Annotated in this window: 22 protein-coding genes and 1 pseudogene; 13 read left to right on the top strand and 10 right to left on the bottom strand. The window is 69.1% G+C overall.

Annotated elements, in window-relative coordinates:
* Nucleotides 1-99 precede the first annotated feature (99 nt).
* Nucleotides 100-288: a hypothetical protein gene (locus ACN27F_RS07580; RefSeq protein ID WP_421431921.1), complete on the top strand. Its 189-nt coding sequence runs from the start codon at nt 100-102 to the stop codon at nt 286-288.
* 17 nt (nt 289-305) lie between these two features.
* Here ACN27F_RS07580 and ACN27F_RS07575 read toward each other — a convergent pair whose 3' ends face one another.
* From ACN27F_RS07575 to ACN27F_RS07555, 5 genes are all read right to left on the bottom strand, one after another.
* Nucleotides 306-1,328 carry a hypothetical protein gene (locus tag ACN27F_RS07575; protein WP_421431919.1) on the bottom strand — a complete coding sequence of 341 codons (1,023 nt, stop codon included), beginning with the start codon at nt 1,326-1,328 and terminating at the stop codon, nt 306-308.
* Nucleotides 1,329-1,601: 273 nt separating this feature from the next.
* Complete coding sequence (locus ACN27F_RS07570) at nt 1,602-2,975, bottom strand: caspase, EACC1-associated type (RefSeq protein WP_421431917.1); 1,374 nt, start codon at nt 2,973-2,975, stop codon at nt 1,602-1,604.
* Nucleotides 2,972-3,340: a hypothetical protein gene (locus ACN27F_RS07565; protein ID WP_421431916.1), complete on the bottom strand. Its 369-nt coding sequence runs from the start codon at nt 3,338-3,340 to the stop codon at nt 2,972-2,974. Before ACN27F_RS07565 ends, ACN27F_RS07570 begins: the two co-directional genes overlap by 4 nt.
* Nucleotides 3,341-3,577: 237 nt before the next feature.
* A complete protein-coding gene (locus ACN27F_RS07560) occupies nt 3,578-4,114 on the bottom strand; it encodes a flavoprotein (RefSeq protein ID WP_421431914.1) in 537 nt (178 codons plus the stop codon).
* 2 nt (nt 4,115-4,116) lie between these two features.
* Nucleotides 4,117-5,391, bottom strand: a complete 1,275-nt coding sequence (locus ACN27F_RS07555; protein WP_421431912.1) for a helix-turn-helix domain-containing protein — start codon at nt 5,389-5,391, stop codon at nt 4,117-4,119.
* 412 nt (nt 5,392-5,803) lie between these two features.
* Between ACN27F_RS07555 and ACN27F_RS07550 the strand changes: the two genes are divergently transcribed.
* From ACN27F_RS07550 to ACN27F_RS07520, 7 genes and pseudogenes are all read left to right on the top strand, one after another.
* Nucleotides 5,804-6,184: a hypothetical protein gene (locus ACN27F_RS07550; protein ID WP_421431910.1), complete on the top strand. Its 381-nt coding sequence runs from the start codon at nt 5,804-5,806 to the stop codon at nt 6,182-6,184.
* Nucleotides 6,181-6,459, top strand: a pseudogene (locus tag ACN27F_RS07545) (GPP34 family phosphoprotein); the annotation flags it as partial. The gene ACN27F_RS07550 and the pseudogene ACN27F_RS07545, both read left to right, overlap by 4 nt.
* Before the next feature lie 28 nt (nt 6,460-6,487).
* On the top strand, nt 6,488-6,937 hold the full coding sequence (locus ACN27F_RS07540) for a GPP34 family phosphoprotein (RefSeq protein WP_421440037.1): 450 nt from the start codon (nt 6,488-6,490) through the stop codon (nt 6,935-6,937).
* Nucleotides 6,934-7,590, top strand: a complete 657-nt coding sequence (locus ACN27F_RS07535) for a GNAT family N-acetyltransferase (protein ID WP_421440035.1) — start codon at nt 6,934-6,936, stop codon at nt 7,588-7,590. Before ACN27F_RS07540 ends, ACN27F_RS07535 begins: the two co-directional genes overlap by 4 nt.
* 311 nt (nt 7,591-7,901) lie before the next feature.
* Nucleotides 7,902-8,300 (top strand): DUF2089 domain-containing protein, encoded by a 399-nt coding sequence (locus tag ACN27F_RS07530; protein ID WP_421431908.1) that lies wholly within the window; start codon nt 7,902-7,904, stop codon nt 8,298-8,300.
* Nucleotides 8,297-8,557 carry a hypothetical protein gene (locus ACN27F_RS07525; protein ID WP_421431907.1) on the top strand — a complete coding sequence of 87 codons (261 nt, stop codon included), beginning with the start codon at nt 8,297-8,299 and terminating at the stop codon, nt 8,555-8,557. Before ACN27F_RS07530 ends, ACN27F_RS07525 begins: the two co-directional genes overlap by 4 nt.
* 21 nt (nt 8,558-8,578) lie before the next feature.
* Nucleotides 8,579-9,010 carry an SHOCT-like domain-containing protein gene (locus ACN27F_RS07520; RefSeq protein ID WP_421431905.1) on the top strand — a complete coding sequence of 144 codons (432 nt, stop codon included), beginning with the start codon at nt 8,579-8,581 and terminating at the stop codon, nt 9,008-9,010.
* Between the two features lie 82 nt (nt 9,011-9,092).
* Here ACN27F_RS07520 and ACN27F_RS07515 read toward each other — a convergent pair whose 3' ends face one another.
* From ACN27F_RS07515 to ACN27F_RS07505, 3 genes are all read right to left on the bottom strand, one after another.
* On the bottom strand, nt 9,093-9,812 hold the full coding sequence (locus ACN27F_RS07515; RefSeq protein ID WP_421431903.1) for a DNA alkylation repair protein: 720 nt from the start codon (nt 9,810-9,812) through the stop codon (nt 9,093-9,095).
* A gap of 11 nt (nt 9,813-9,823) precedes the next feature.
* Nucleotides 9,824-12,016 carry an RNA polymerase recycling motor ATPase HelR gene (gene helR / locus ACN27F_RS07510; RefSeq protein WP_421431901.1) on the bottom strand — a complete coding sequence of 731 codons (2,193 nt, stop codon included), beginning with the start codon at nt 12,014-12,016 and terminating at the stop codon, nt 9,824-9,826.
* A gap of 163 nt (nt 12,017-12,179) precedes the next feature.
* Nucleotides 12,180-13,280, bottom strand: a complete 1,101-nt coding sequence (locus tag ACN27F_RS07505; protein WP_421431899.1) for a TRM11 family SAM-dependent methyltransferase — start codon at nt 13,278-13,280, stop codon at nt 12,180-12,182.
* Nucleotides 13,281-13,305: 25 nt separating this feature from the next.
* Between ACN27F_RS07505 and ACN27F_RS07500 the strand changes: the two genes are divergently transcribed.
* Together ACN27F_RS07500 and ACN27F_RS07495 are read left to right on the top strand one after the other, a co-directional pair.
* A complete protein-coding gene (locus ACN27F_RS07500; protein ID WP_421431897.1) occupies nt 13,306-13,554 on the top strand; it encodes a DUF5522 domain-containing protein in 249 nt (82 codons plus the stop codon).
* A 122-nt stretch (nt 13,555-13,676) separates the two neighbouring features.
* Nucleotides 13,677-14,285, top strand: coding sequence for a hypothetical protein (locus ACN27F_RS07495; protein WP_421431895.1), 609 nt, complete (start codon nt 13,677-13,679; stop codon nt 14,283-14,285).
* A 117-nt stretch (nt 14,286-14,402) separates the two neighbouring features.
* Here ACN27F_RS07495 and ACN27F_RS07490 read toward each other — a convergent pair whose 3' ends face one another.
* A complete protein-coding gene (locus tag ACN27F_RS07490) occupies nt 14,403-15,134 on the bottom strand; it encodes a metal-dependent transcriptional regulator (protein WP_421440033.1) in 732 nt (243 codons plus the stop codon).
* A 99-nt stretch (nt 15,135-15,233) separates the two neighbouring features.
* Here ACN27F_RS07490 and ACN27F_RS07485 point away from each other — a divergent pair, with 99 nt between their 5' ends.
* The 3 genes from ACN27F_RS07485 to ACN27F_RS07475 all read left to right on the top strand — a co-directional run bounded on the left by ACN27F_RS07485 (nt 15,234) and on the right by ACN27F_RS07475 (nt 19,976).
* The gene (locus ACN27F_RS07485) at nt 15,234-16,091 is read left to right on the top strand and encodes a sulfurtransferase (RefSeq protein WP_421431893.1); all 858 of its coding nucleotides are present in this window, start codon (nt 15,234-15,236) and stop codon (nt 16,089-16,091) included.
* A gap of 82 nt (nt 16,092-16,173) precedes the next feature.
* Nucleotides 16,174-17,358 (top strand): acetoin utilization protein AcuC, encoded by a 1,185-nt coding sequence (locus tag ACN27F_RS07480; RefSeq protein WP_421431891.1) that lies wholly within the window; start codon nt 16,174-16,176, stop codon nt 17,356-17,358.
* Between the two features lie 5 nt (nt 17,359-17,363).
* Nucleotides 17,364-19,976 (top strand): GNAT family N-acetyltransferase, encoded by a 2,613-nt coding sequence (locus tag ACN27F_RS07475; RefSeq protein WP_421431889.1) that lies wholly within the window; start codon nt 17,364-17,366, stop codon nt 19,974-19,976.
* Nucleotides 19,977-20,089: 113 nt separating this feature from the next.
* Here the strand turns inward: ACN27F_RS07475 and sigB are convergent, their stop codons facing one another.
* Complete coding sequence (gene sigB / locus ACN27F_RS07470) at nt 20,090-21,043, bottom strand: RNA polymerase sigma factor SigB (protein WP_421440031.1); 954 nt, start codon at nt 21,041-21,043, stop codon at nt 20,090-20,092.
* Nucleotides 21,044-21,094 lie beyond the last annotated feature (51 nt).

Below are 21,094 nucleotides of genomic sequence, written 5' to 3'. Positions count from 1 at the left end.
CATGGAGCGCCAGCGTTTTCTCATGAGTGGTGTGTCTGAGTCTCTTACAGCAAGGTAGATGGCGCGCCGTACCCGCTGGCTGTTCATATAAATGGGCGTTTGAGTCTGAAGACCATGCCAGAATCTGCCGCTAGTCAACCTCTTCATCTCCACGATCACCCGCATGCGTCGGTCGCCGCTAAAGGTAAAGTCGACCGGACCCCTTCCGGTCTCGACCTCTCGGTCTACCTGTATGCCAGCCATCTCGCAATAGCTATCAATGACGGCGAGAAAAAGAAGCTGCATTGAAGGCTCCGGAATAGCATTTACATAGGTTGGGTCTTGCCAAAAGACTCGCCATCCACCTTTTTCTTCCGCCCAATGACGGAACTTCTCGACTCCGAACCGAACGAACTCAATGAGGTCGTCCTCGGTACGGACTGGTGGGAAGCCGGTGAACGGCTCGGCGGCCAAAGCCTGGGTGGCGGCTCGTCGCCATTTGACGAGCAACTTTGGGTCACGCAGAACGTCGTACGGATCGGGGACTGTGGAAGATGCCTTGCTTCTGATCCAAGCGCGTAGTGCCTGAGGATTTGCCTGGCAAGTGCGACAATATCTGACTTTTTGATGTTCCGTGCAATATCGATATTCAGGTCATCGCGAATGGAATCCTCATCGACCCAGTCCCAGCCATTCAAGGTGGGCAGTTCGCGGAGAAAGCGCTTCGGGACCAAAATGATTGCTTTGTTCTTCTGGTCTGTCGGTAGTAAATGTGTCGATGACGTCCACCGCCGGCGCCCCTCGTCGAACTTGCTGTGTGACACCTCTACTTCGTGCATCTCGATGCCGAGACTGTGGCAGATGTGTTGCGTGTACTCAATGAACTCGGGCTTCAAAAGATTGCACGTTAGATCTGAAATTCGATCTTTGTCGATACCTTCTACGAGTATGCCCAGCTCTTCAAAGTGCTCGATCTCGCTCAGGCCGCGCTTGATGGCTTCCCCCATCGCCTCTACTACCTGTGAGGCAAGCCACTTTCCGGAGCCACTGCCATCGACTCCCTTTTTGGTCGCAAACCCGAGCCGGAACTCCTTCGGCTCCTTGGACTCCATGAGGATAAGCACCCGTTTGTAGTACTGATGCTGTCTATTCATCCCGGTCTGGGCGAGTAATTCAAACGCATTCTGAAAGTGCCCAATGAGGCGATCATGCGACGTGCGCCACTTTTCCTCAGTGTCGCTAAAGAGGAGGAATGGATCGACGAAGAGTAGAGTGTCGCGCTCTAATGTAGGATCAAACCAATCGTGTTGATCCGGGTTCTCAATCCCGAAGTAGTCGCTGAAGTACATCCGGATCTCGCTTTCGGTGCGCGTGAGATCATATTAATAGATTTCCGTCGATAGCGTCACCATGCCGGTGGGCCATGTGGAGGAGGTTCACTCGGGCGGGTTAGGTAGGTATCTCGATTCTGTGCGGTTCAGGCGTGTCGGACAGCTGTTTTGGTTGATGGATGCGGCTGGTCCATAGTCGATTCTTAAAGTCCGCCCAGTATCCTTCTGACCTCACCCGGCAAACGGCCATCGAGTTCTGAGCGCGATCCCCGACGGGCTGCAACCTTCCGGTTATCGACGGTGATTTACGTAGAGGACTCGGCCGATTGCAAAGACAGCGAGGCCAGTGAGTAGGTTCGTCATAATAGACGTTCCAGCACTGTGGTCATCCCAGCTGTCTGTGACTGTCACGGCTACCACGACCATCTCAAGAAACACCGCCAAGAGCCCGAGCGCCCAGAGTAGAGCACGGCCGAACGTCGCCCAAGCTGTCTTCTTATCCGGTGATGCGCGTACGCCCCTCACAGGACTGCCGATGGCCGCCTCGATCCCGTCACGGATCTGCTGCATCTGATTGTTCACAGCCCTGGCGAATGAGACTGATGCTCCGTCTTCCATCGGAGGCCGTCCGGCGCTCGGCCCGAACCGGACGATCGACATCGGCTGAACTCCCTTCTGGATTACCTGCAGATACCCGTAATGCATGCTTGTTGCGGGCTTGAACGCCACTCCGGCGAGTTGACTGACGTGCAACCGCCGTTCGCCTTTGAGGACATGTCCAAAGCCGTCCTTCCCGATAACAATCCACTGACCATCGAACGCCGCATAGCCGAGAACGCCGCGCGCTCGCACGACCGGAGCGAGGGCCTCGCTAGCCACTTCTTCCTGTTTGACGGGCGCTGGGAGCACCGCTGCTTCGGCTATGACCAATGATCCCTCGCCCATTCCAAGCTTGCGTGGACGTTGCGGCGACGGTCCACTCGCCACATGGTGGTAGACGTACTCGTACAACTCATCGACGGTGATTCGGCCGTCGCGATTCAGATCCGCAGAGCCGGTCTCGATGCCGGCGACCACCGCCTCGGTGAAGTAGGACGGTCGCACCATCGCTGAGCCGATGTCCTCGAAGCTGATCTCCCGCTCGCCGGAAGCGGTCAGCACTGCGACGCCACTGCCTTCTGGTAGACCTCGAACGAGTACGTCGATGTCCGCCTCGGCTCCGGACCGCGCCTGCATACCCGAAATGAAGCCACCGCTGAAGCAACAGTCGACCAGCACAACCGTGGACCTCGAACGGCTCTCGTAGATCCGATCGCGTACCCATTCTGCGGCTACAGCAGTCGAGCTTAAATACTCCTTCTCGGTGTCGGAGAAAGCGAAGTAAAGCTTGCCCTGCCGATCGGGTAGCCCGTGTGAAGAAAAATAGATCAGGTTCATCGCGTCGTCAATGCGCGCCTGCAATAGAAAAGCCTCCACGGCGCGCTGTGCTTCCCGGGTGGTGCAATCAATTTCTGCTGCTACGTGTTGCTCGTACCCGGAATTTTGCAATACTCGACTTAGTTCCTCGACATCGCAACGCGGGGATCTGAGCTGCGTCAACGAGGGGTCGCCAAAAGTGCCACAGCCGACCAATAGTGCTCTGCGTCGTCGTGGTGTTGCTGTCACGATTTGATCTCTAAGCGCCGTAGGTACGCCGCCACGAGCTCATCCCGCTGTGTCTTGGACACTCTTCCTTCGAATCGGTGTCCGTCTACCTCGATCACTACGTCGTTCGGTTGGCGGCTTAGCCACGAGGCGATGGCGCTCATCAAGCTATCCACCACGGTGGGGGCTAGCGCGACGACGAGTGCGCCGATGGCGACCAGTGTATCGGACTTTGCCCCACCTGGAGCCTTGCCTGCGGTCGGCGGTTCGACGCTGTCGACATCAGCCTCAATGATTTCTCGGCGCAACTCAGTAGTCAGGTCCGCCACGCCGTCGACGTCCAGGTTGGGGCAGGTCACCAACAGTGAGATCTGCACCTTATTCATCAAACGTCCTCAATTCGGTCTACAGGCTAACTGTGTGGGATGGCACACACTAGCGGCTCCCAGCGGCAAACGCCTCAGTCGGTCGGCTGGAGGCCAGGTCTAGGGTCGAAGCGCAACCAGGTTGCCGGAGGATGGTGCCCTGCGACTCCCGGCTCGACCGCATCGTGGCGCTTCACCGCAGCCCACACCTGCTCACGAAGGCGCTGCTTGTCCGGCCTTGTTCGCCACGGGACGTTTCTATCCATGGGAGTGCCTGGTCGTACGAAGCGCTTCAGTAATGACATCCCAGCGGAACTGCCTGCCCTCATGCTCAGACTTGAGGGCCTCGGCCTCGGTGAAGTGCACGCCGAGGCTCGATAAGGTCTGGACGGAGGTCTGGTAGGCAGGATGCTCGGTGAGCGCCGGCTTGGCGTACGGCGAGACGATCATCGGCAGCCCGGCACCGAGAGTCTCGTTGAGCACGCCCAGTGCCAAGTTGTCGCTGATTCCGCCGGCCCACTTGTTGATCGTGTTGAACGACGCCGGTGCCACCACGACGGCGTCGGCGCGCGGCAGCGTTCCCGGCTCGTCAGGGGCGCGAAGTCGTGACGCGACCGGAAACCCTGTCTGGGATGCGAGCTTGTCCGTGTCGATCCAGGTCGCCGCAGTAGGCGTGACGATCAGGCATACCGACCATCCATCGGCTTGCAACAGGGCGACGCACTCGTCGACGTTGCGAATCGGCGGAGCAGCGGAGGAGATCAGGTACAGCGTCGGTTTTCCGGTGCCAGCCATGATCAGTTGGCATCGATCCTGGCGCGCACCGCCAAGGCGCGCAGACCGGGGGTGGCGGCGCGACGTTCCCTGGCCAGCATGGTGGTGACCAGCGTGCGGGTCTGATCGTGCACCTGGAAGATCTGAGGTGCGGTGCGTTCGGCCGCCAGAAGGTGAAGCAGAGCTGACGGGTCGCCGCCCGGCTGCGTGGTGAACGCCGCAGCCAGGTCCAGGTGGACCTGAGCCCGCCGGCTGACCAGCGATGGCGGCAGGGTCGACGTGTCGGTGCGTTCTCCGAGCTCGACCGCAGTGCTGAACTGGCGAACGTTGACGGCGGTGGTAACCCGGTGGATCAGCACGTTCGTCGGGCCGAACCCGGTCCAGAAGTAGTTGCGGTCCTTCCCCAGCCGGTCGGCCAGGACCGCTGCGTCGCCGAGGTGACCGAGCGCGATCTTCGCTCTGCCGCGCCGTGCGGCGACGAGTGCCAGTAGCAACGTCAATGATCCGCTGACCGACAAGGCGGCAGGACTGGACTGCTCAGATATCCGGGTGAGTCCCTCGGTTGCTGCGTCTGCTGCGTCCGCGACATGCCCAGGGGAGGCAAGCAGAGCGCACGCCACCGAATAGACGGCAGCTGCTGCGAGATTGTCGGCACCGGCCTGCTCCGCACTGCGTAGTGCCCGATCTGCCGCTACCCAGGCGAGGCCGGGATCACCAAGCTTGAGGGCCAGCTTCGACACCGCCAGATGAGCTGCCCCGAGGATACCGAGCGCGCGATGCTGCTCCGCATCATGCCGGGCAGCACCGTCTGCTCGGTGGACGAGGTCCGGCAGCAGTCTCACCAGGTTGGCATACTCCGCCCGTTGGTAGGCCAGGTGCGCCTCACCGACAGCGTTCCGCAACTGCACAAGATTCACTCCGGCGCTACCCGCCGGTTCGGCGGGGGTGAACATCTGTCGCCGTCGCAGCTCAGCTGCCAGCTGACTGATGGGAGTGGAGGACTCGGCCGGGCCACGCGATCCCCCTGCTGATGTACTACCGCCGTTCCGCGATCGGCGGTGCGGCCGAAAGCCCAGCTCCTCGTCACTGTTGACCTTGAGCACGCTCCGCAATGCACGCCTCAGCTCGTTGTCCGGGTAACGCACTCTGCCGGTCTCGATCTTTCCCACATGGTTGGCGTCGAAAGCCGCCCGAGCGGCCCGCTCGGGATCGCCGTGGCGAACAACGTTGACGGCATCGGCAAGCTCCCGGCGTGACAGCCCTTGCCGTTCCCTCGCGGCGCGGAACAACTCGTTCATCGGCGTACCCCCGTCCGGACGGTCGGCTCACAGGCCCAGCGTAGATGCACTGATCCGATTCGTCACGACCAGCCGAGCGCACTTTGACCTGACCGAGGCTGATGGCCCGGGTGGGAATCCTTCCTCCAAATTTTCTTCCCGGGAACGCGTATTAGTTCCCCTCGCTTCACGCTTCTGCCGGGGCAACCGCGAAGTCCACTGTATTCACGGTTCGATCGGCGATCGCCCAGCGCCACGAACTGCTCGCCGCCGCCGGTGCCCCCCGTCGCTGGCGGCGGCAAGCCCAAACCCGTACGGAGATTGGAGAACTTTTGTGCCTCCTCCTCACAACAGCGGTCGGTGTGCTGGCTGGGCTGGTCGGCCTGGTGAATGGGTTTGTGTTGTGTCGGTGTCGGCACCGGTGGTGTCCGGTGTGCGGGCAGACGTTGACCTGCCGGGACTGCTCCGCGCCGATCGAGCGGACCTGGGGCACCACGCCACCGTCTCCGCCGCAGTCGAGTCCGGGCGGGCGGCGGTGGCGCAACCAGGCCGGGGCGCAGCACCGGTGACCGGCCGCGACGACGTACTGCACCTGCCCGTACGGCCGATCTGGTACTGCTCCGGGTGCGGCCCGATGGTCGACTGGCCGTGCGGGTATGCGCGGGCCGAGTTGACCGCGAACCTGGACCCGATCTCCCGCAGCATGTACGCGGCCGAGCGCATGGTCGAGGCGATCGCCGACCTACCGGCGGAGCCGACACCGGGGGAGATGTTCACCCGGTTCTTGGCCTGGACGAGGCGGGCCGGCCGGTGACCGTCTACCGCACCTGCGCCCGTGACTGGTCGATCACCACCACGCCGGCACCGACGAAGGCGGCGCTGGCCGCACCGGCGACGCCGTTAGCGTCGTCGCAATGGTTGGCGGACGAGTTGTTCCTGGTGGCGCACGGCGACGTCACCGGCGAGCCGCGCGTGGCCGCCCGTACCATCCGGCGTGGACTGGCCGCCGCGATGCTCGCCGACCTGGCCTTCGTCGGCGCGGTCACGGTCGCCGCGTCCGGCACCGTCGTCACCGGCACTGCCGCGCCCGGCGCCGTCGACCCGTGGGGGCCGCACGGTGCAGCGCTGGATCGACACCGACCCGCCGCAGCCGCCGCCCGCCTGGGTCGACCGGCTCGCCGGACACGCACACCGCACCGTCGCCGACCGGCTCACCGCCGCCGGGCTGGTCCGGCCCCGCACCGTCCGCCACTGGCTAGGTCGGGACACTGTCTACCCGGCGGTGGACACGAACGTCGCCGCCTGGCCGTGGGCGCGGCTGTCGATGCGAGTACGCCGCCACACCCGCCTCACCTCACGGGACAGCGCGTTGGCCCGACTGTGCCTGGCGACCGGACTCGGCGGCCACATCCTCGGTGCGGACACGCTCACCGCCCGACGGCAACTGCGGCACCTGCTCACACCCGTACCACCGGGGGTCGACGAGCTGTTGCGGCCGCTCGCCGCCGCAGCCGGACGCCGCCGGCACAGCCAGCCGGGCCGACCGAGCCGACGGAACCGGCGGTGACCGCCGCCGCGGCCGGCCCGGCCGGCACCGTGCGGATACGGCGGGCCGGGGTCGACGACGTGCCGCGCCTGGCCCGGGTGCTCGTCGACGCGTTCGTCGACACCCCGGACGCCCGGTGGCTGATCCGAGACCGGGCACGGCGGCGCGACGTCTACCAGCGACTGAGCCCCGGCCTGCTGGCCCAGGCGATGACCGCCGGCACCGTGCACACGACCGTCGACCTGGCCGGGGCGGCGCTGTGGCTGCCGTACCCGGTGGCACACAGCACCACCGACCGGCAGGCGGCCCGGCTGCGACGCCTCACCGGCCGCCACGCCGACCGGTTCCTCCAGCTCGCCGGCCTGCTGCACACCCACGCCCCGCGCCAACCACACACCTACCTGGCGTACCTGGCGGTGGCACCGCACCGGCAGCGCGTCGGCATCGGCAGCGCGCTGCTGCACCACCGGCTCCGGGTCTGCGACATTGCCAGACTCCCCAGCTATCTCGTCGCCACCAGCCCGGCCGCCCGCGACCTCTACCTACGCCACGGCTACCGACCCACCACCCGACACCCACTCGCGCTACCCGACAGCGGGCCGCCACTCTGGCCGATGTGGCGCCAACCGCAGCCGCTCAGCCCACCCACCGACACCGAAACCACTCCCCGATGAACGGTGCGCGACACCGAGGTGATGCTGACGCACGTCATCTTCGCGTCTTGACGTGCGTCAGTGTCACCTCGATGTGCCGCCTCGACTTTGACGTCTCACGCCGGCCGGGCGCGTCGGACGGCGCATGTGGGACGAGCGCTGAGCTGGCGCAGCCGTTGGATCCCTGATCCGCGCGAGCAGCGGACCACGGCAGACCGGATTAGGAAAATCAAGATCAACCTTGAAAAACTCAAACTCTCCAGCTTGACGACTGAGATAAGTGCAGCAATGATGAGTGGTAGCTGCAGCGTCGAGAGTTGGGGGAGCCGAGGGTGGACTGGCAGGAGTTGACGGATCTGACGCGCGGGCAGCCGTTCGTCGTCGAGCGGGTCCGCCTCGTCGGCAACGACGTCGCGGTCGAGGGCCAGTTCGAGCCGCCGCAGCTCGCCCAGCTCAGCGTCGATGATCAGGTGTTCGTCGCCGCGTTCGTCCGCTCGCACGGCTCGATCAAGGAGATGGAGCGGATCTTCGGGGTGAGTTACCCGACGGTCAAGTCCCGGCTGAACCGGATCGCCGGGCAGCTCGACTTCGCTGAGCACCTCGACGTCGCCGATCCCGACCTCGACCCCGATCCGAGGTCCACAGCCACCAGCGCCGACGTCGTCAACCGGCTGCGGCGCGGCGAGATCGACGTCGCCGAAGCGCTGGCCGAGCTGGAGCGGGACCGATGATCCCCCAGCTGGTGACGGTGCGCCATCGCCGTCGCGACGGCCACTGGCGACGGCTGTACGTGCCGGTCCTGCCGGTGCTGCTGGTGCTGTCGCCGGTGCTGCTGCTCGCGGTGCTGGGCGGGCTGGTCGCCTGTGTCATCTACCGGGTCAGTCCGGTCGGCGCGCTGCGCGGCGCCGGGCGACTGCTGTGCGCGCTGCCCGGCACCCGGATCGAGATCGAGCAGAGCTGGACGGCCCTGCAGGTAAGCATCAGGTAAGTCCGACGAAGGGGAGCAACGATGAACGAGCAGCGCCGCCAGATCCTGGAGATGCTGGCCGAAGGCAAGATCACCGCGGAGGAGGCCGAGCGGCTGATCGACGCCCTCGACAGAGGGCAGCCTGAGGCGACGCCGGGGGGCGCATCCGGCCCGAAGGTCCGGCCGAAATATCTGCGGGTAATGGCGGATTTCGCCGACGGACCCAGCGGCGACGAGCCGGGCCGGGTCAACGTCCGGGTCCCGTTGCAGCTGCTGCGCGCCGGGGTCCGGCTCACCAGCCTGATCCCGCCACAGGCGCTGACCCACGTCAACGCGGAGCTGGCCAAGTCGGGTGTGCCGATCGACCTGACCCAGCTCAAGCCGCAGCACATCGAGGAGCTGGTCGAGCAGCTCGACGACCTCACCGTCGACGTCGACCAGCCCGACGTCAAGGTGAAGGTCTTCTGCGAGTGACGTCGTCGCTACAACGCAGGGGTGCCCGCCCGGACCACGGGGTCGGGCGGGCACCCGCCACCGGGGAAGCGGACACGACCGGTCAGGCCGTGCCGGCGAGGTACGCCACGCGGCGCTGCGGCTCGAACTTCTCGATGGCGTACCGCAGCATCACCCTCGGCATGTCCCGTTGGTGCCGGGTCAGGAACTCCTCGGCCACCGCGCGGTCGCGGTTGCCGACCTCGCGCAGCATCCAGCCGACCGCCTTGTGGATCAGATCGTGCGGGTCGCGCAGCAGCCGCTCGGCCAGCCGCAACGTCCAGTCGAAGTCACCGGCCCGGATGAAGGCGAACGTCGCCATGATCGCGATCCGTCGGTCCCAGACCAGCTCCGAGGCGGCCAGCCGGTCCAGCACGGCGCGGTCTCGGTCCAGCAGCCACGGGCCGACGATGTACGGGGCGCACGAGTCCACCAGGTCCCAGTTGTCGATCCGGTCGGTGTGGGCCAGCACGGTGTCGAAGATGGCGGCCCGCTCCCGCTCGTCGCCCTTGGTGAACCTGCGCACCAGGATGAAGATCGCGGTCAGCCGCTCCTCGTGCACCTCGCCGGTCAGCAGCCGCGTCGTCTCGGCCAGCGACAGGTCACGCCAGTACCGGCCGGCCACCCGACGCTGGTCCGGCACGGGTACGCCGAGCGCCCGGTCGCCCTCGCCGTACCCGCCGGGGTGCATCTGCAGGAACCTGCCCACCTGCTCCGCCCGGCCCGGGTCGGCGAGGGCGGCGAGGGCGGCGAGGTCCCGGCGGACGTCGTCACAGGTAGCCATCGACCGGCAATCTACCGCTGCTCAGGGTCGGTGAGCACGACCAGCTGACCGGTGGCGCGGGTCATCGCCACGTACCGGTCGACCGCGCCGGTGACGCCGTCGCCGAACGACGCCGGGTCGACCACGACCACCAGGTCGAATTCGAGCCCCTTGGCCAGCTCCGGGGTCAGCGACCGGACCCTTGGCGTCGCCGGCAGGGCGTCGGCCTCGACCGGTACCACGCCGATGACGCAGGCCGTGCCGTCGGCGTGGTCGGCCAGCCAGGTTTCCAGGAGCCGCCCGAGGTCGGCGATGGGTCGATGAGCGACCGGGACGCCGCCGTGCCGGATCGAGGTCGGTACGTTGGCGTCCGGCAGCACGGCGCGGATCACCGGTTCGGCGTACGCCATGATCTCGGCCGGGGTCCGGTAGTTGACGGTCAACGTGGCGACACTGACCCGGTCCAGTCCGACCCGTCGCAGCCGGTCGGGCCACGACTCGGTGAAGCCGTGCCGGGCCTGGGCGCGGTCACCGACGATGGTGAAGCTGCGCGACGGACAGCGGCGCAGCAGCATCTGCCACTGCGCGTCGGTCAGCTCCTGGGCCTCGTCCACCACGATGTGCGCGAACGGGCCGGCCAGCGCGTCCGGGTCGGTGTCCTCCGGTGCGCTCCGGTCGATCAGGGTCTCCTGCAGATCCTGGTGGTACAGCATCGCCAGGACGCCTTCGCCGTCGTCGTAGCTGTGCGCTTCGAGCAGGTCGTCGATCACCCGGGCCCGGTGGGCGCGTTCGACGGCGACCGCCGCCCGGTGCCGCCGCTCGCGGGTGGACGCCTGCGCGTCGCCGAGGCGCAGCCGGGCCGCGTCCAGCAGCGGCAGGTCGGCGAGCGTCCAGGCCCGCGCGTCGGCGCGCTGCAGCGTACGGACCTCGGCCGGGCTCAGCCACGGTGCGCACCGGCGCAGGTAGGCGGGGACCGACCAGAGGTCGGCGACGATGTCAGCCGGGTCGAGCGGTGGCCAGGCCCGGTCGACCGCGGTACGCAGCGCCTGGTCGCGGGCCAGCGCGGCGCGCACCTGGTCGGCCGGTCCGTCGCCGTCGTAGCGGCCGACCAGGATGGTCAGCAACTCCTCCATGATCTGGTCGCGGGCCTCGTTGTGCGGGGTGCCCGGCCCGGGTGCGGCGAACGCGTCGGCCCAGTCGTCGGAGGAGATGGTCAGCTCGGTCCAGCCGGTGGCCACCGTCGTCGCGGTGTCCGGCGGCTCCTCGTAGAACCGTACGGCCGTGTCGATCGCCGCCACCAGGTCCGCCGAGGATTTCAGCCGGGCCACCTCGGGGTCGGGTTCGGCCGCCGCGATCGCGCCTTCGGCGACCAGGTCGGACAAGGTGCAGGTCTGCACGTCGTCCTCGCCGAGGTTGGGCAGCACGTCGGCCACGTACGCCAGGTATGGCTGGTGCGGGCCGACGAACAGCACGCCGCCGCGACGCTGGCCGAGGCGGGGGTCGTGGTAGCGCAGGTAGGCGGTGCGGTGCAGGGCGACGACGGTCTTGCCGGTGCCGGGGCCACCGTCGACCACGAGAGCGCCCCGGGAGCCGGCGCGGATGATGGCGTCCTGATCGGCGGCGATGGTGGCGAGCACGTCACGCATCCGGGCCGACCGGTGCCCGCCCAGGCTGGCGATGAAGGCGGACTGGTCGTCGAGCGCCGCGTGCCCGTCGAGGCCCTCCGGGGTGAAGACCTCGTCCCAGTAGTCGCTGATCCGGCCCAGCGTCCAGCGGTAGCGGCGGCGGCTGACCAGGCCCATCGGGTTGGCGTGGGTGGCCGCGAAGAACGGCTCGGCGGCGGGGGAGCGCCAGTCGAGCAGCAGCCGCCGGCCGGCGTCGTCGGTCAGGCCGTGCCGTCCGATATAGACAGGATGGGCTTGGTCGGGGTAAACCATCCGGCCGAGGCACAGGTCGAGCCCGAAGCGACGCAGCGTGCGCACCCGTGCGGTGAGCCGCCGGACCTCCTGGTCGCGGTCCAGCGCCCGCCGCCCCTTGCCGGCGGGTGCCTTGCGTGCGGCGTCGAGCCGACCGGACAGGTCGGTGGACAATCGGTCGAGGCATTCCGCGACGGCCGCGAAATGCCGCTCGTCGTCGGCGATCAGTTTCGGGTCGGCCTTGGCGTACAGCCGGTCGGGAAGATCAAACGCGCTGGTGGTCGCGGGACGCACGTCGATCAGCTCCATTCTCGGATCGGAAGAAGAACCGCAGCGTCCAGCGATCGGTAAATGTCGCAGAAACTGCTGTCGGACAGCGATTCTGCGGCACGACCCGGGTCTTGCCACAAGTCCCCAGGTGCGATATATGTTGATAATGGCGGGCGACGTGAACAGACCTGAGTTTCGGGGCTCAGCTCCGGCGGGCCACGATCAGGTCCCGGACGATCGCCTGGTCGACCCGGTGGGCGAACCGGTCGTACCCGGGCCCGTCCGCCACCTTCAGACCCGCCTCGACCAACAGCGCGGCCAGGTCGTCGCGGGCGGCGACCAGGGTGTTCCAGGAGATGCCGAGCGCCCCGCCCGGTCGTAGCAGCGTCACCCAGCCGGGCAACGCCTCGGCGAGCAGCCCGAGCGGGTCCCGGGTCAACCGGTCGGCCTGGCCGCGGGTGCCGTGCTGCACCCCGTACGGCGCGTCGGTGACGATCGCGTCGAAGCCGCCGGCGCGGAAGACGTCCCGGCAGCGGCGGGTGTCCGCGTGCACCATGGTGAGATCGACGGTCCGCCCGGCCCGGTGGTCGTCCTTGCTGGCCGCCAGGGTGACCGCGAGCCGGCGGCCGAGCAGCGTGCGGTTGCGGCGCACGGGCGCGATCTCGGCCGAGTGCTTGAGCCGCTTGTGCTTGAGCCAGGTACGGATGAACCCGGCGTACGCGTCGAAGTCCTTGCCGTCGATCTCCACCCCGGCGGCGTGCCAGCCGTACATCATCGCCTGATTGAGCGTGGTGCCCCGGCCGCACATCGGGTCGAGGATCCGCAGCGGGGGCGAGTCCGGCCCGAGCGGGTCGGTCGTCGCCAGCGCGGTCACGTTCAGCAGCAGCTTGGTGAACTGCTCGTTGGTCTTGCCGGCGTACTTCGGGATGGTGATCAGGTCGCTGTCGAAGCGGTCCCGGCCGGTCACCGCGACCGGTCGCAGCAGGTCGCCCTCGCGGGCGAACAGCGCGTACCGGGCGGACAGGTTGGCCAGCACCGACAGGTCCCGGCCGGTCAACTCGGCGCCGTCGAACGTCACGTACGGCACTCCGCCGATCGCGGTGACCTCGATCCCGGTCAGCCGTCGCGCCAACGCCCGGTCACCGAAGACGGCCAGCTCACCGGCTGCCAGGCGGGCGGCGGACTCGGCGTACACCCGGTTCGCCGACGGGTGGATCAGCAGGGCGTACTCGGTCATCGCGGTCTGTTCCAATTCCTGGTCGGTGCCGGCGGCAGCGGCGGGGACCCACGAGTGGTACCACACCCGTCAACTGCGTAGGGTCACCGGCATGGCACGCCAGCGGGGGCGGCGCCTGCCGCTGGCGGACCGCCCGCTCACCGAACCGCATCCGGCCCGGTTGCCGGCCGATCACCCTGATCACCAGGCGATCCTGGCCGCGCACGCGACCGCGCTCGACGCCGGTGCGCCCGGCTACCTCGACCCGGCCACCGGCTTGTTCGTGCTCACCGCCGCGTTTCTCGCCAGCCGCGGCACCTGCTGTGAGCAGGGCTGCCGGCACTGCCCCTACCTCGTTTGACGGATGCTGCGGATCCCGGCCGCACGACACCCGATGGCGGGCTTTCGTGGCAACGACGGAAGCCGTACGGTGTGCGACGAACAATCCGCTTTTTCCACCAGTCTGACCCGTGGGAGGTCACTGTGGGCGTTCGGCTGCGGGCGATCGGGGCCGGCGTGTCGCTGCTGCTGGCCACCGGCTGCACCAACCAGGCTGCGGCGACGGAGACGGCGCAGCCGTCCGGCGGGTCAGCGGCCAGCCCGTCGCCGAGTCCGGTCGAGCCGTACCCGGAGGTGCCCCGGCCGCCGGTCGCCGAGGCCGGTGGTGCCTGCGCGATGCTCGACTACGACGTGATCGAGGAAAAGGTGGGGTTCCGGTTCGAGGTAGCGGCGGCCAGCAGCAGCGGCAAGACGCAGTCGTGCATCCTGCGCCCGGCCGCAGAGCCGTTGCCGGATCTCGTGGTGTCCATCTCGGAAACCAGGGCGAGCGCCTCGGTCTTCGCCAACGACGTCGCTCCGGTCGGTGCCAAGGAGATCAAGGATCTCGGCAAGGCGGCCTACTGGGTCCCGATCAAGCCCGATCCGGACACCGGGTACGGAGCCGCACTGGAGGTCAACTGGATCACCGGGGACCCGAAGCTGATGAGTGTCCGCTGGACCTTCGCGGTCGGTGACGACGAGCTTTCCGCGGTGGAACTCGCACCGAAGATGGTCGACCTCGCCCGGTGGGTGCACGCCAACCGAAAGAAGTGACTGACAGCTACGGACCGGCCAGCGGTGACCGGGACCGGCCAGCAGGGACGGGACTCGGCCGTCGAAGCGCCGCCGGCCGGGTCCGCAAGTCAGGGTCTGGGCGTCAGGGTCTGGGCGTCAGGCGGACACGGCGGCCAGGGACCGGCCGTTGTCGCCGACGGCGACGAACACCCGTGAGGCGACCTCGCGCGGCAGGTGGATCTTGTCGCCGGACCGGTCGATGGTCACCCCGTCACGTTCCTGGGCGACGGTGACCGTGGCACCCGGATCGACCCCGGCGGCGTGCAACTGGCGTAGCACGTCGGCGTTGGTCTGCACGCTTTCGCAGATCCGCCGCACGACGACCGTCCCGGTCAGGCCGGGGAAGGCCAGGTTGCGTTCGGTCTCGGCGCCACCGTCGGCGTCGACGGACACCGACGGCCCACCGCCGAGCGCGTCCAGGCCGGGAATCGGGTTGCCGTACGGCGACCGGGTCGGACGGTTGAGCAGGTCGTAGACCTTCTTCTCCACGGCGTCGCTCATCACGTGTTCCCACCGGCAGGCCTCTTCGTGGGCCTCCTCGTAGGGCATGCCGATGACGTTGACCAGGAGCAGTTCGGCGAGCCGGTGCTTGCGCATCACGGAAACCGCCTGTTCCCGGCCGAGGCCGGTGAGCCGTAGATGCCGGTCGTCCTCGATGGTGAGCAGTCCGTCACGTTCCATCCGGGCGACCGTCTGGCTGACCGTGGGACCGCTCTGGTGCAACCGCTCGGCGATGCGCGCCCGTAGCGGGGGGACCGACTCTTCTTCGAGTTCGAGTATGGTGCGCAGATACATCTCTGTGGTATCGACAAGATCATTCACGGTCAGCTGCCCTCCAGGTGTTCAATGCTACCCGCATAGCCGACGAGCAGCCGTAACGGCGATCGGCAGCGGACAGGCACGGGCCGTGTGGTGTTGACTGTGCCCGTGTTTGTTGGTGATGACCCTATCGTCGAGGCCGGTACCCTGGCCGCCGCACTCGCCGCCGGCCGCGAGCCGCCCACCCTGCTCGACGTCCGCTGGCGGCTGGGCGGCCCGCCGGGGCTGGCCGACTACCGTGCCGGGCACCTGCCCGGTGCGGTCTTCGTCGATCTCGACGCTGAGCTGTGCGGCCCGCCCGGCAGCGGCGGCCGTCACCCGCTGCCGGAGCCCGCCGGCCTGCAGGTGGCACTGCGCGCCGCCGGGGTGCGGGCCGGGTACCCCGTGGTGGTGTACGACGGCGGTGACGGCCTCGCCGCCGCCCGCGCCTGGTGGACGCTGCGCTGGGCCGGGCACCGGCCGGTGTGGGTCCTCGACGGGGGCTATCCGGCCTGGCTGGCCACCGGCCAGCCGGTCACCACCGAGGTGCCGGCACCGGTTCCCGGCGACGTCACCGTGTGTGTCGGTGGACTCCCGGTCCTCGACGCGACCGCCGCCGGCCGGCTCGCCGGCCGGGGCGGGCTGCTGTTCGATGTACGGACACCGGAGCGTTACCGCGGTGAGGCCGAACCGGTCGACCCGGTCGCCGGCCACATCCCCGGTGCGGTGAACCTGCCCACCGGAGTGCACGTCGACGAGGCCGGGCGGTTGCACGACGCGGCGACGCTGACCGACCGCTTCGTCACGGCGGGGCTGCGTCCGGACACCCCGGTCGGGGCCTACTGCGGGTCCGGGGTGACCGCCGCGCACACCGTGCTCGCCCTGCACCGGGCCGGGCGCACCGACGCCGCGCTGTACGCCGGTTCGTGGAGCGAGTGGATCACCGACCCGCAGCGGCCCGTCGCCACCGGCGAGGCACCCGGCTGACCGTCACGCGTACGCTGCCGGCCACGCCCCCGGAACGTCACGCACGCTGCCGGCCCGGCCGGCAGCGTGCGACGATGGCCCGATGGCGGACGGGACGTTGGTGGTCTGGGACGAGCGGCTGTTGGGCTACGACCTCGGAGACCACCCCCTGGACCCGGTACGCGTCGAGTTGACCATCGCGTTGGCCCGCGAGTACGGCCTGCTGCAACGTCCCGGCGTGCGGGTGCACGGCCCGGTCGAGCCGGCCGACGACGCCGCGCTGACCCGGGTGCACCGCCCCGACTACCTGCACGCGGTACGGGTGGCCCACGACGACCCGTTCTTCTCCGGCTACGGGCTCGGCACCCCGGACAATCCCACGTTCGCCGGCATGCACGAGTCCAGCGCGTTGGTCGCCGGGGCGACACTGGCCGCCGCCGAGGCGGTCTGGCAGGGCCGGGCCCGCCGGGCGGTCAACGTGGCCGGCGGACTGCACCACGCGATGCCGGGCCGGGCCGCCGGGTTCTGCGTCTACAACGATCCGGCGGTGGCCATCGCCCGGCTGCTCGACCTGGGCGCCGAGCGGATCGCGTACGTCGACATCGACGTGCATCACGGAGACGGGGTGCAGGAGATCTTCTACGACGATCCCCGGGTGCTCACCGTCAGCCTGCACGAGACGCCACTGGCGCTGTTCCCCGGCACCGGCTTCCCCGACGAGGTGGGCGGCCGTGGCGCGCACGGCAGCGCGGTCAACGTCGCGTTGCCGTCGGGCACCGACGACCCCGGCTGGCTGCGGGCGTTCCACGCGGTGGTGCCGTCGATGCTGCGGGCGTTCGCGCCGCAGGTGCTGTTCACCCAGTGCGGCGCCGACGCGCATCGGCTCGACCCGCTCGCCGACCTGCGGCTGAGCGTGGACGGCCAGCGGGCGGCGTACCTGGCGCTGCGCGAACTCGCCGACGAGCTGTGCGCCGGACGCTGGGTCGCCACCGGCGGTGGCGGGTACGCCCTGGTCGAGGTGGTCCCCCGGGCCTGGACCCACCTGTTGGCGATCGCCACCGGCGCGCCGTTGGAGCCGGCGACGTTGACCCCGGTGCGCTGGCGGGAACTGGCCGCGGCCCGGTGCCCGGGCCGACAGGTACCGCTGCGGATGACCGACGACGTCGAGCTGGCCTACCGACCCTGGCAGCCGGGTGGCGATCCCGATCCGGTCGATCGGGCGATCATGGCGACCCGCAAGGCGGTGTTCCCGCTGCACGGCCTCGATCCGCACGATCCCCGAGACTGAGCATGATGGACCGATCGGCAGACGTGCTGCTGCGCGACGGCACCACCGTCCACCTCCGGCAGATCCGCCCCGGCGACGCCGACGCCATCGTGGCCATGCACGCCCGCTTCTCCGAGCGCACCCGCTACCTGCGCTACTTTTCGCCGTACCCGCGGATCCCGGAACGCGACCTGCACCGGTTCGTCAACGTCGACCACCACGACCGGGAGGCGTTCGTGGTGCTCTCCGGCGACCGGATCTTCGCCGTCGGCCGCTACGACCGGTTGGGGCCGGACGCCGCCGAAGCCGAGGTCGCGTTCGTGGTCGAGGACGCCCACCAGGGTCGGGGAGTCGGCTCGGTGCTGTTGGAACACCTGGCCGCGGCGGCCCGCGCCGAGGGCATCGAGTCGTTCGTCGCCGAGGTGCTGCCGGTCAACGCGCCGATGCTGCGGGTCTTTTCCGACGCCGGCTACCAGGTCCGCCGGCGGTACGCCGACGGGGTGGTCCACCTGAGCTTCCCGATCGCGCCGACCGAGGCCTCGCTGCAGGTGCAGCGCAACCGCGAGCACAGTGCCGAGGCACGCTCGATCGCGCTGCTGCTCGCCCCGCGGGCGGTGGCGGTCTATGGCGCCAGCGCCACCGGGCAGGGCATCGGCGCGGCGATCCTCGGCCACCTGCGCGACGGCGGCTTCACCGGCGATGTCGTTCCGATACATCCCGGCGTCGACCGCATCGGTGGGCTGCCCGCCTACCGGCACGCCGCCGACGCGGGCCGGCCGGTGGACCTGGCGGTGGTCGCGGTCCCGCCGGACGCCGTGCCCGCCGTGGTCGCCGACGCGGCGGCGGCCGGCGCCCACGGCGTGGTGGTGGTCTCGGCAGGGTTCGCCGAGACCGGGTCGGCCGGTGCGGCGGCACAGCGCGAGCTGATCCGTACCGCGCATGTCGCCGGGCTGCGGGTGGTCGGCCCGAACTGCCTCGGCGTGGCCAACACCGACCCGCGAATCCGGCTCAACGCGACGCTCGCTCCCCGCCTGCCACCCGCCGGCCGGGTGGGCTTCTTCAGCCAGTCCGGAGCGCTGGGGGTGGCCTTGCTGGCCGAGGCCGACCGGCGCGGGCTCGGGTTGTCCACGTTCGTCTCCGCCGGCAACCGGGCGGACGTGTCCGGCAACGACCTGCTGCAGTACTGGCAGGACGACCCGGGCACCGACGTGATCCTGCTCTACCTGGAGACGTTCGGTAACCCGCGCAAGTTCGCCCGGCTGACCCGCCGGATCGGCCGGACCAAGCCGATCGTGGCGCTGGCCGCCGCGGCCCGACCGGCACCGGCGGCTGCGGTGGACCCCGTTCCGAGCGGACCGGTGGACGCGGTTCCGAGTGGACCGGCGGACCCTGCTCCCTGCGGACCGGACGCGGCGGGGGTCACCCGGCTGTTCGCCCACTCGGGCGTGATCCGGGTCGACACCGTCGCTGAGATGTTCGACGTCGGCGCGCTGCTCGCCCATCAACCGCTGCCGGTGGGTCGGCGGGTCGGCGTGGTCGGCAACTCGTCGGCGCTGACCGCGCTGGCCGCCGCCGCGTGCCGGCTGCGGCGGCTCACCGTGGCCGGCGGGTACCCGCGGACGGTGGCGCCCGAGGCGGGAGCGCACGAGTTCGCCGACGCGCTCGCCGACGCCGCGGTCGACCCCGGGGTCGACGCGCTGGTCGTGGTGTTCGCGCCGCCGCTGCCGGGGCAACTGGCAGACGAGGACGCCGACTTCACGTCGGCCCTGGCCAGTGTCGCACTCGCCGGCGACAAACCGACGGTGGCGACGTTGCTGGTGGGCCAGCCGCCGCCCGGCGTGCCGACCTATCCGTCGGTCGAGGAATCGGTGCGGGCGCTGGCCATGGTCGCCGACTACGCAGACTGGTTGCGCCAGCCGCCGGGCACTCTGCCAGATGTGTCCGGCGTCGTGCCCGCAGCTGCCACCGCCGCCTTGGCCGCGGAGCCGGTCGAGGCGACCCGGCTGCTCGCCGCGTACGGCGTGGACGTCGTCGACGCGTTGCCGGCGGCGTCGGCGGCGGACGCGGTGGCCGCCGCGGCGACGCTGGGCTATCCGGTGGTGCTCAAGGCGGCGGCGGAGGGCCTGCGGCACCGGCTGGATCTCGGTGCGGTGCGGCTCGACCTGACCGGAGCGGATGAGGTCGAGCGGGCGTACGACGACATAGCCGGGCGGTTCAGCAGCGGCCAGGTGCTGGTGCAGCGGATGGTGGCGCCGGGCGTGGCCTGCGTGGTGGAACTGGTCACCGATCCGACCTTCGGGCCGGTGATCGGGTTCGGGCTGGGTGGTGTGGCGACTGACCTGCTCGGCGACCGGGCGTGGCGTACCGCGCCGTTGACCGACCGCGACGCCGCCGAACTGGTCGACGAGCCGCGGGCCGCACCACTGCTGCGCGGATACCGTGGTGCCGGATCGGTCGACCGGCACGCTCTGGTGGACCTGTTGCTGCGGGTCGGCCGGCTCGCCGACGAGCAGCCCCGGGTTCGCGGGTTGCGGCTGAACCCGGTGCTGGTCCGGCCGCACGGACTGGCGGTGCTGCATGCCAGCGTCGACGTCGGGCCGCCCACACCGCGCCCGGACACCGGACCCCGCCGGCTCTGACCGGTGCCAGCGGTGCCAGCGGTGCCAGCGGTGGCCGGGTGGTCGGGCGGGTCCCCCTCGACCCCCGACCACCCGGCCCCCCGATCCACCGGCCCCCGATCCACCGGCTGCGGTCAGCCGGTGTACGCCTCCAGCCGTTGTGCGCGCGACGGGTGACGCAGCTTGAGCAGGGTGACCTTCTCGATCTGGCGGATGCGTTCGCGGGAGAGCCCGAACTCCCGGCCGACCTCGTCGAGCGTGCGCTGACGGCCGTCGTCGAGGCCGAACCGCAGCCTGATCACCGCCTGCTCGCGCTGGGACAAGGTCGCCAGGACGATCTCCACCTCGTTGCGCAGTCTGCCCTCGGAGACGGACGTCTCGCTCTGGTCACGTGGGTCGACCGCGGCAACGAAGTCGCCCAACGCGCTCTCCCCGTCCTCGCCGACGGCCTGGTCCAGGCTGACCGGCTCTCGATCGTACGAAATCAACTCGATGACCTGGAAATCGGGCACCGCCATCGCGGTGGCGATCTCGCCGATCGTGGGCTCGCGCCCCAGCGTCGTGGCCAGGTCCCGACGCGCCCGCACCATGCGGTTGACCTGCTCGACCATGTGTACCGGGATGCGGATGGTGCGGGCCTGGTCGGCCATGGCGCGGGTGATCGCCTGGCGGATCCACCAGGTCGCGTAGGTGGAGAACTTGTAACCCTTGCTGTAGTCGAACTTCTCCACCGCGCGGATCAGGCCGAGGTTGCCTTCCTGGATGAGGTCGAGGAAGGCCATGCCACGGCCGGTGTAGCGCTTGGCGATGCTGACCACCAGCCGCAGGTTGGCCTCCAGCAGGTGGTCCTTGGCCGCACGGCCCTCGGCGACGATGACGGCCAGATCGGCTCGCATCGCTGCGGAGAGCCGGCTCACGGTGGCGAGTTTCTCCTCCGCGAACAGCCCGGCCTCGATCCGCTTGGCCAGCTCGACCTCCTGTACGGCGGTCAGCAGTTTGGTGCGACCGATCCCGTTGAGGTATGCGCGGACCAGATCGGCGGAGGCGCCCCGGTCATCGGTGCTGTCAAGATCGTGCTGACCGTCCATGGTGACCGCAACGGTGGAGTTGATGTTGTCCTCGGTAACGCGTGTAACCAC

This window comes from Solwaraspora sp. WMMB335 (assembly GCF_049179075.1).
GTDB lineage: Bacteria > Actinomycetota > Actinomycetes > Mycobacteriales > Micromonosporaceae > Micromonospora_E.
The sequence above is the reverse complement of the archived record's forward strand: the minus strand, read 5'-3'. Positions and strand labels throughout refer to the sequence as shown.

Excerpts from the sequence above, each read along its gene's own strand:
- ACN27F_RS07560 (WP_421431914.1), bottom strand. The coding sequence starts at position 4,114 with ATGGCTGGCACCGGAAAACCGACGCTGTACCTGATCTCCTCCGCTGCT.
- ACN27F_RS07515 (WP_421431903.1), bottom strand. The coding sequence starts at position 9,812 with ATGGCTACCTGTGACGACGTCCGCCGGGACCTCGCCGCCCTCGCCGCC.
- ACN27F_RS07565 (WP_421431916.1), bottom strand. The coding sequence starts at position 3,340 with ATGAATAAGGTGCAGATCTCACTGTTGGTGACCTGCCCCAACCTGGAC.
- ACN27F_RS07475 (WP_421431889.1), top strand. The coding sequence starts at position 17,364 with ATGGACCGATCGGCAGACGTGCTGCTGCGCGACGGCACCACCGTCCAC.
- ACN27F_RS07480 (WP_421431891.1), top strand. The coding sequence starts at position 16,174 with ATGGCGGACGGGACGTTGGTGGTCTGGGACGAGCGGCTGTTGGGCTAC.
- ACN27F_RS07575 (WP_421431919.1), bottom strand. The coding sequence starts at position 1,328 with ATGTACTTCAGCGACTACTTCGGGATTGAGAACCCGGATCAACACGAT.
- ACN27F_RS07555 (WP_421431912.1), bottom strand. The coding sequence starts at position 5,391 with ATGAACGAGTTGTTCCGCGCCGCGAGGGAACGGCAAGGGCTGTCACGC.
- helR (WP_421431901.1), bottom strand. The coding sequence starts at position 12,016 with ATGGAGCTGATCGACGTGCGTCCCGCGACCACCAGCGCGTTTGATCTT.
- ACN27F_RS07500 (WP_421431897.1), top strand. The coding sequence starts at position 13,306 with ATGGCACGCCAGCGGGGGCGGCGCCTGCCGCTGGCGGACCGCCCGCTC.
- ACN27F_RS07525 (WP_421431907.1), top strand. The coding sequence starts at position 8,297 with ATGATCCCCCAGCTGGTGACGGTGCGCCATCGCCGTCGCGACGGCCAC.
- sigB (WP_421440031.1), bottom strand. The coding sequence starts at position 21,043 with ATGGACGGTCAGCACGATCTTGACAGCACCGATGACCGGGGCGCCTCC.
- ACN27F_RS07520 (WP_421431905.1), top strand. The coding sequence starts at position 8,579 with ATGAACGAGCAGCGCCGCCAGATCCTGGAGATGCTGGCCGAAGGCAAG.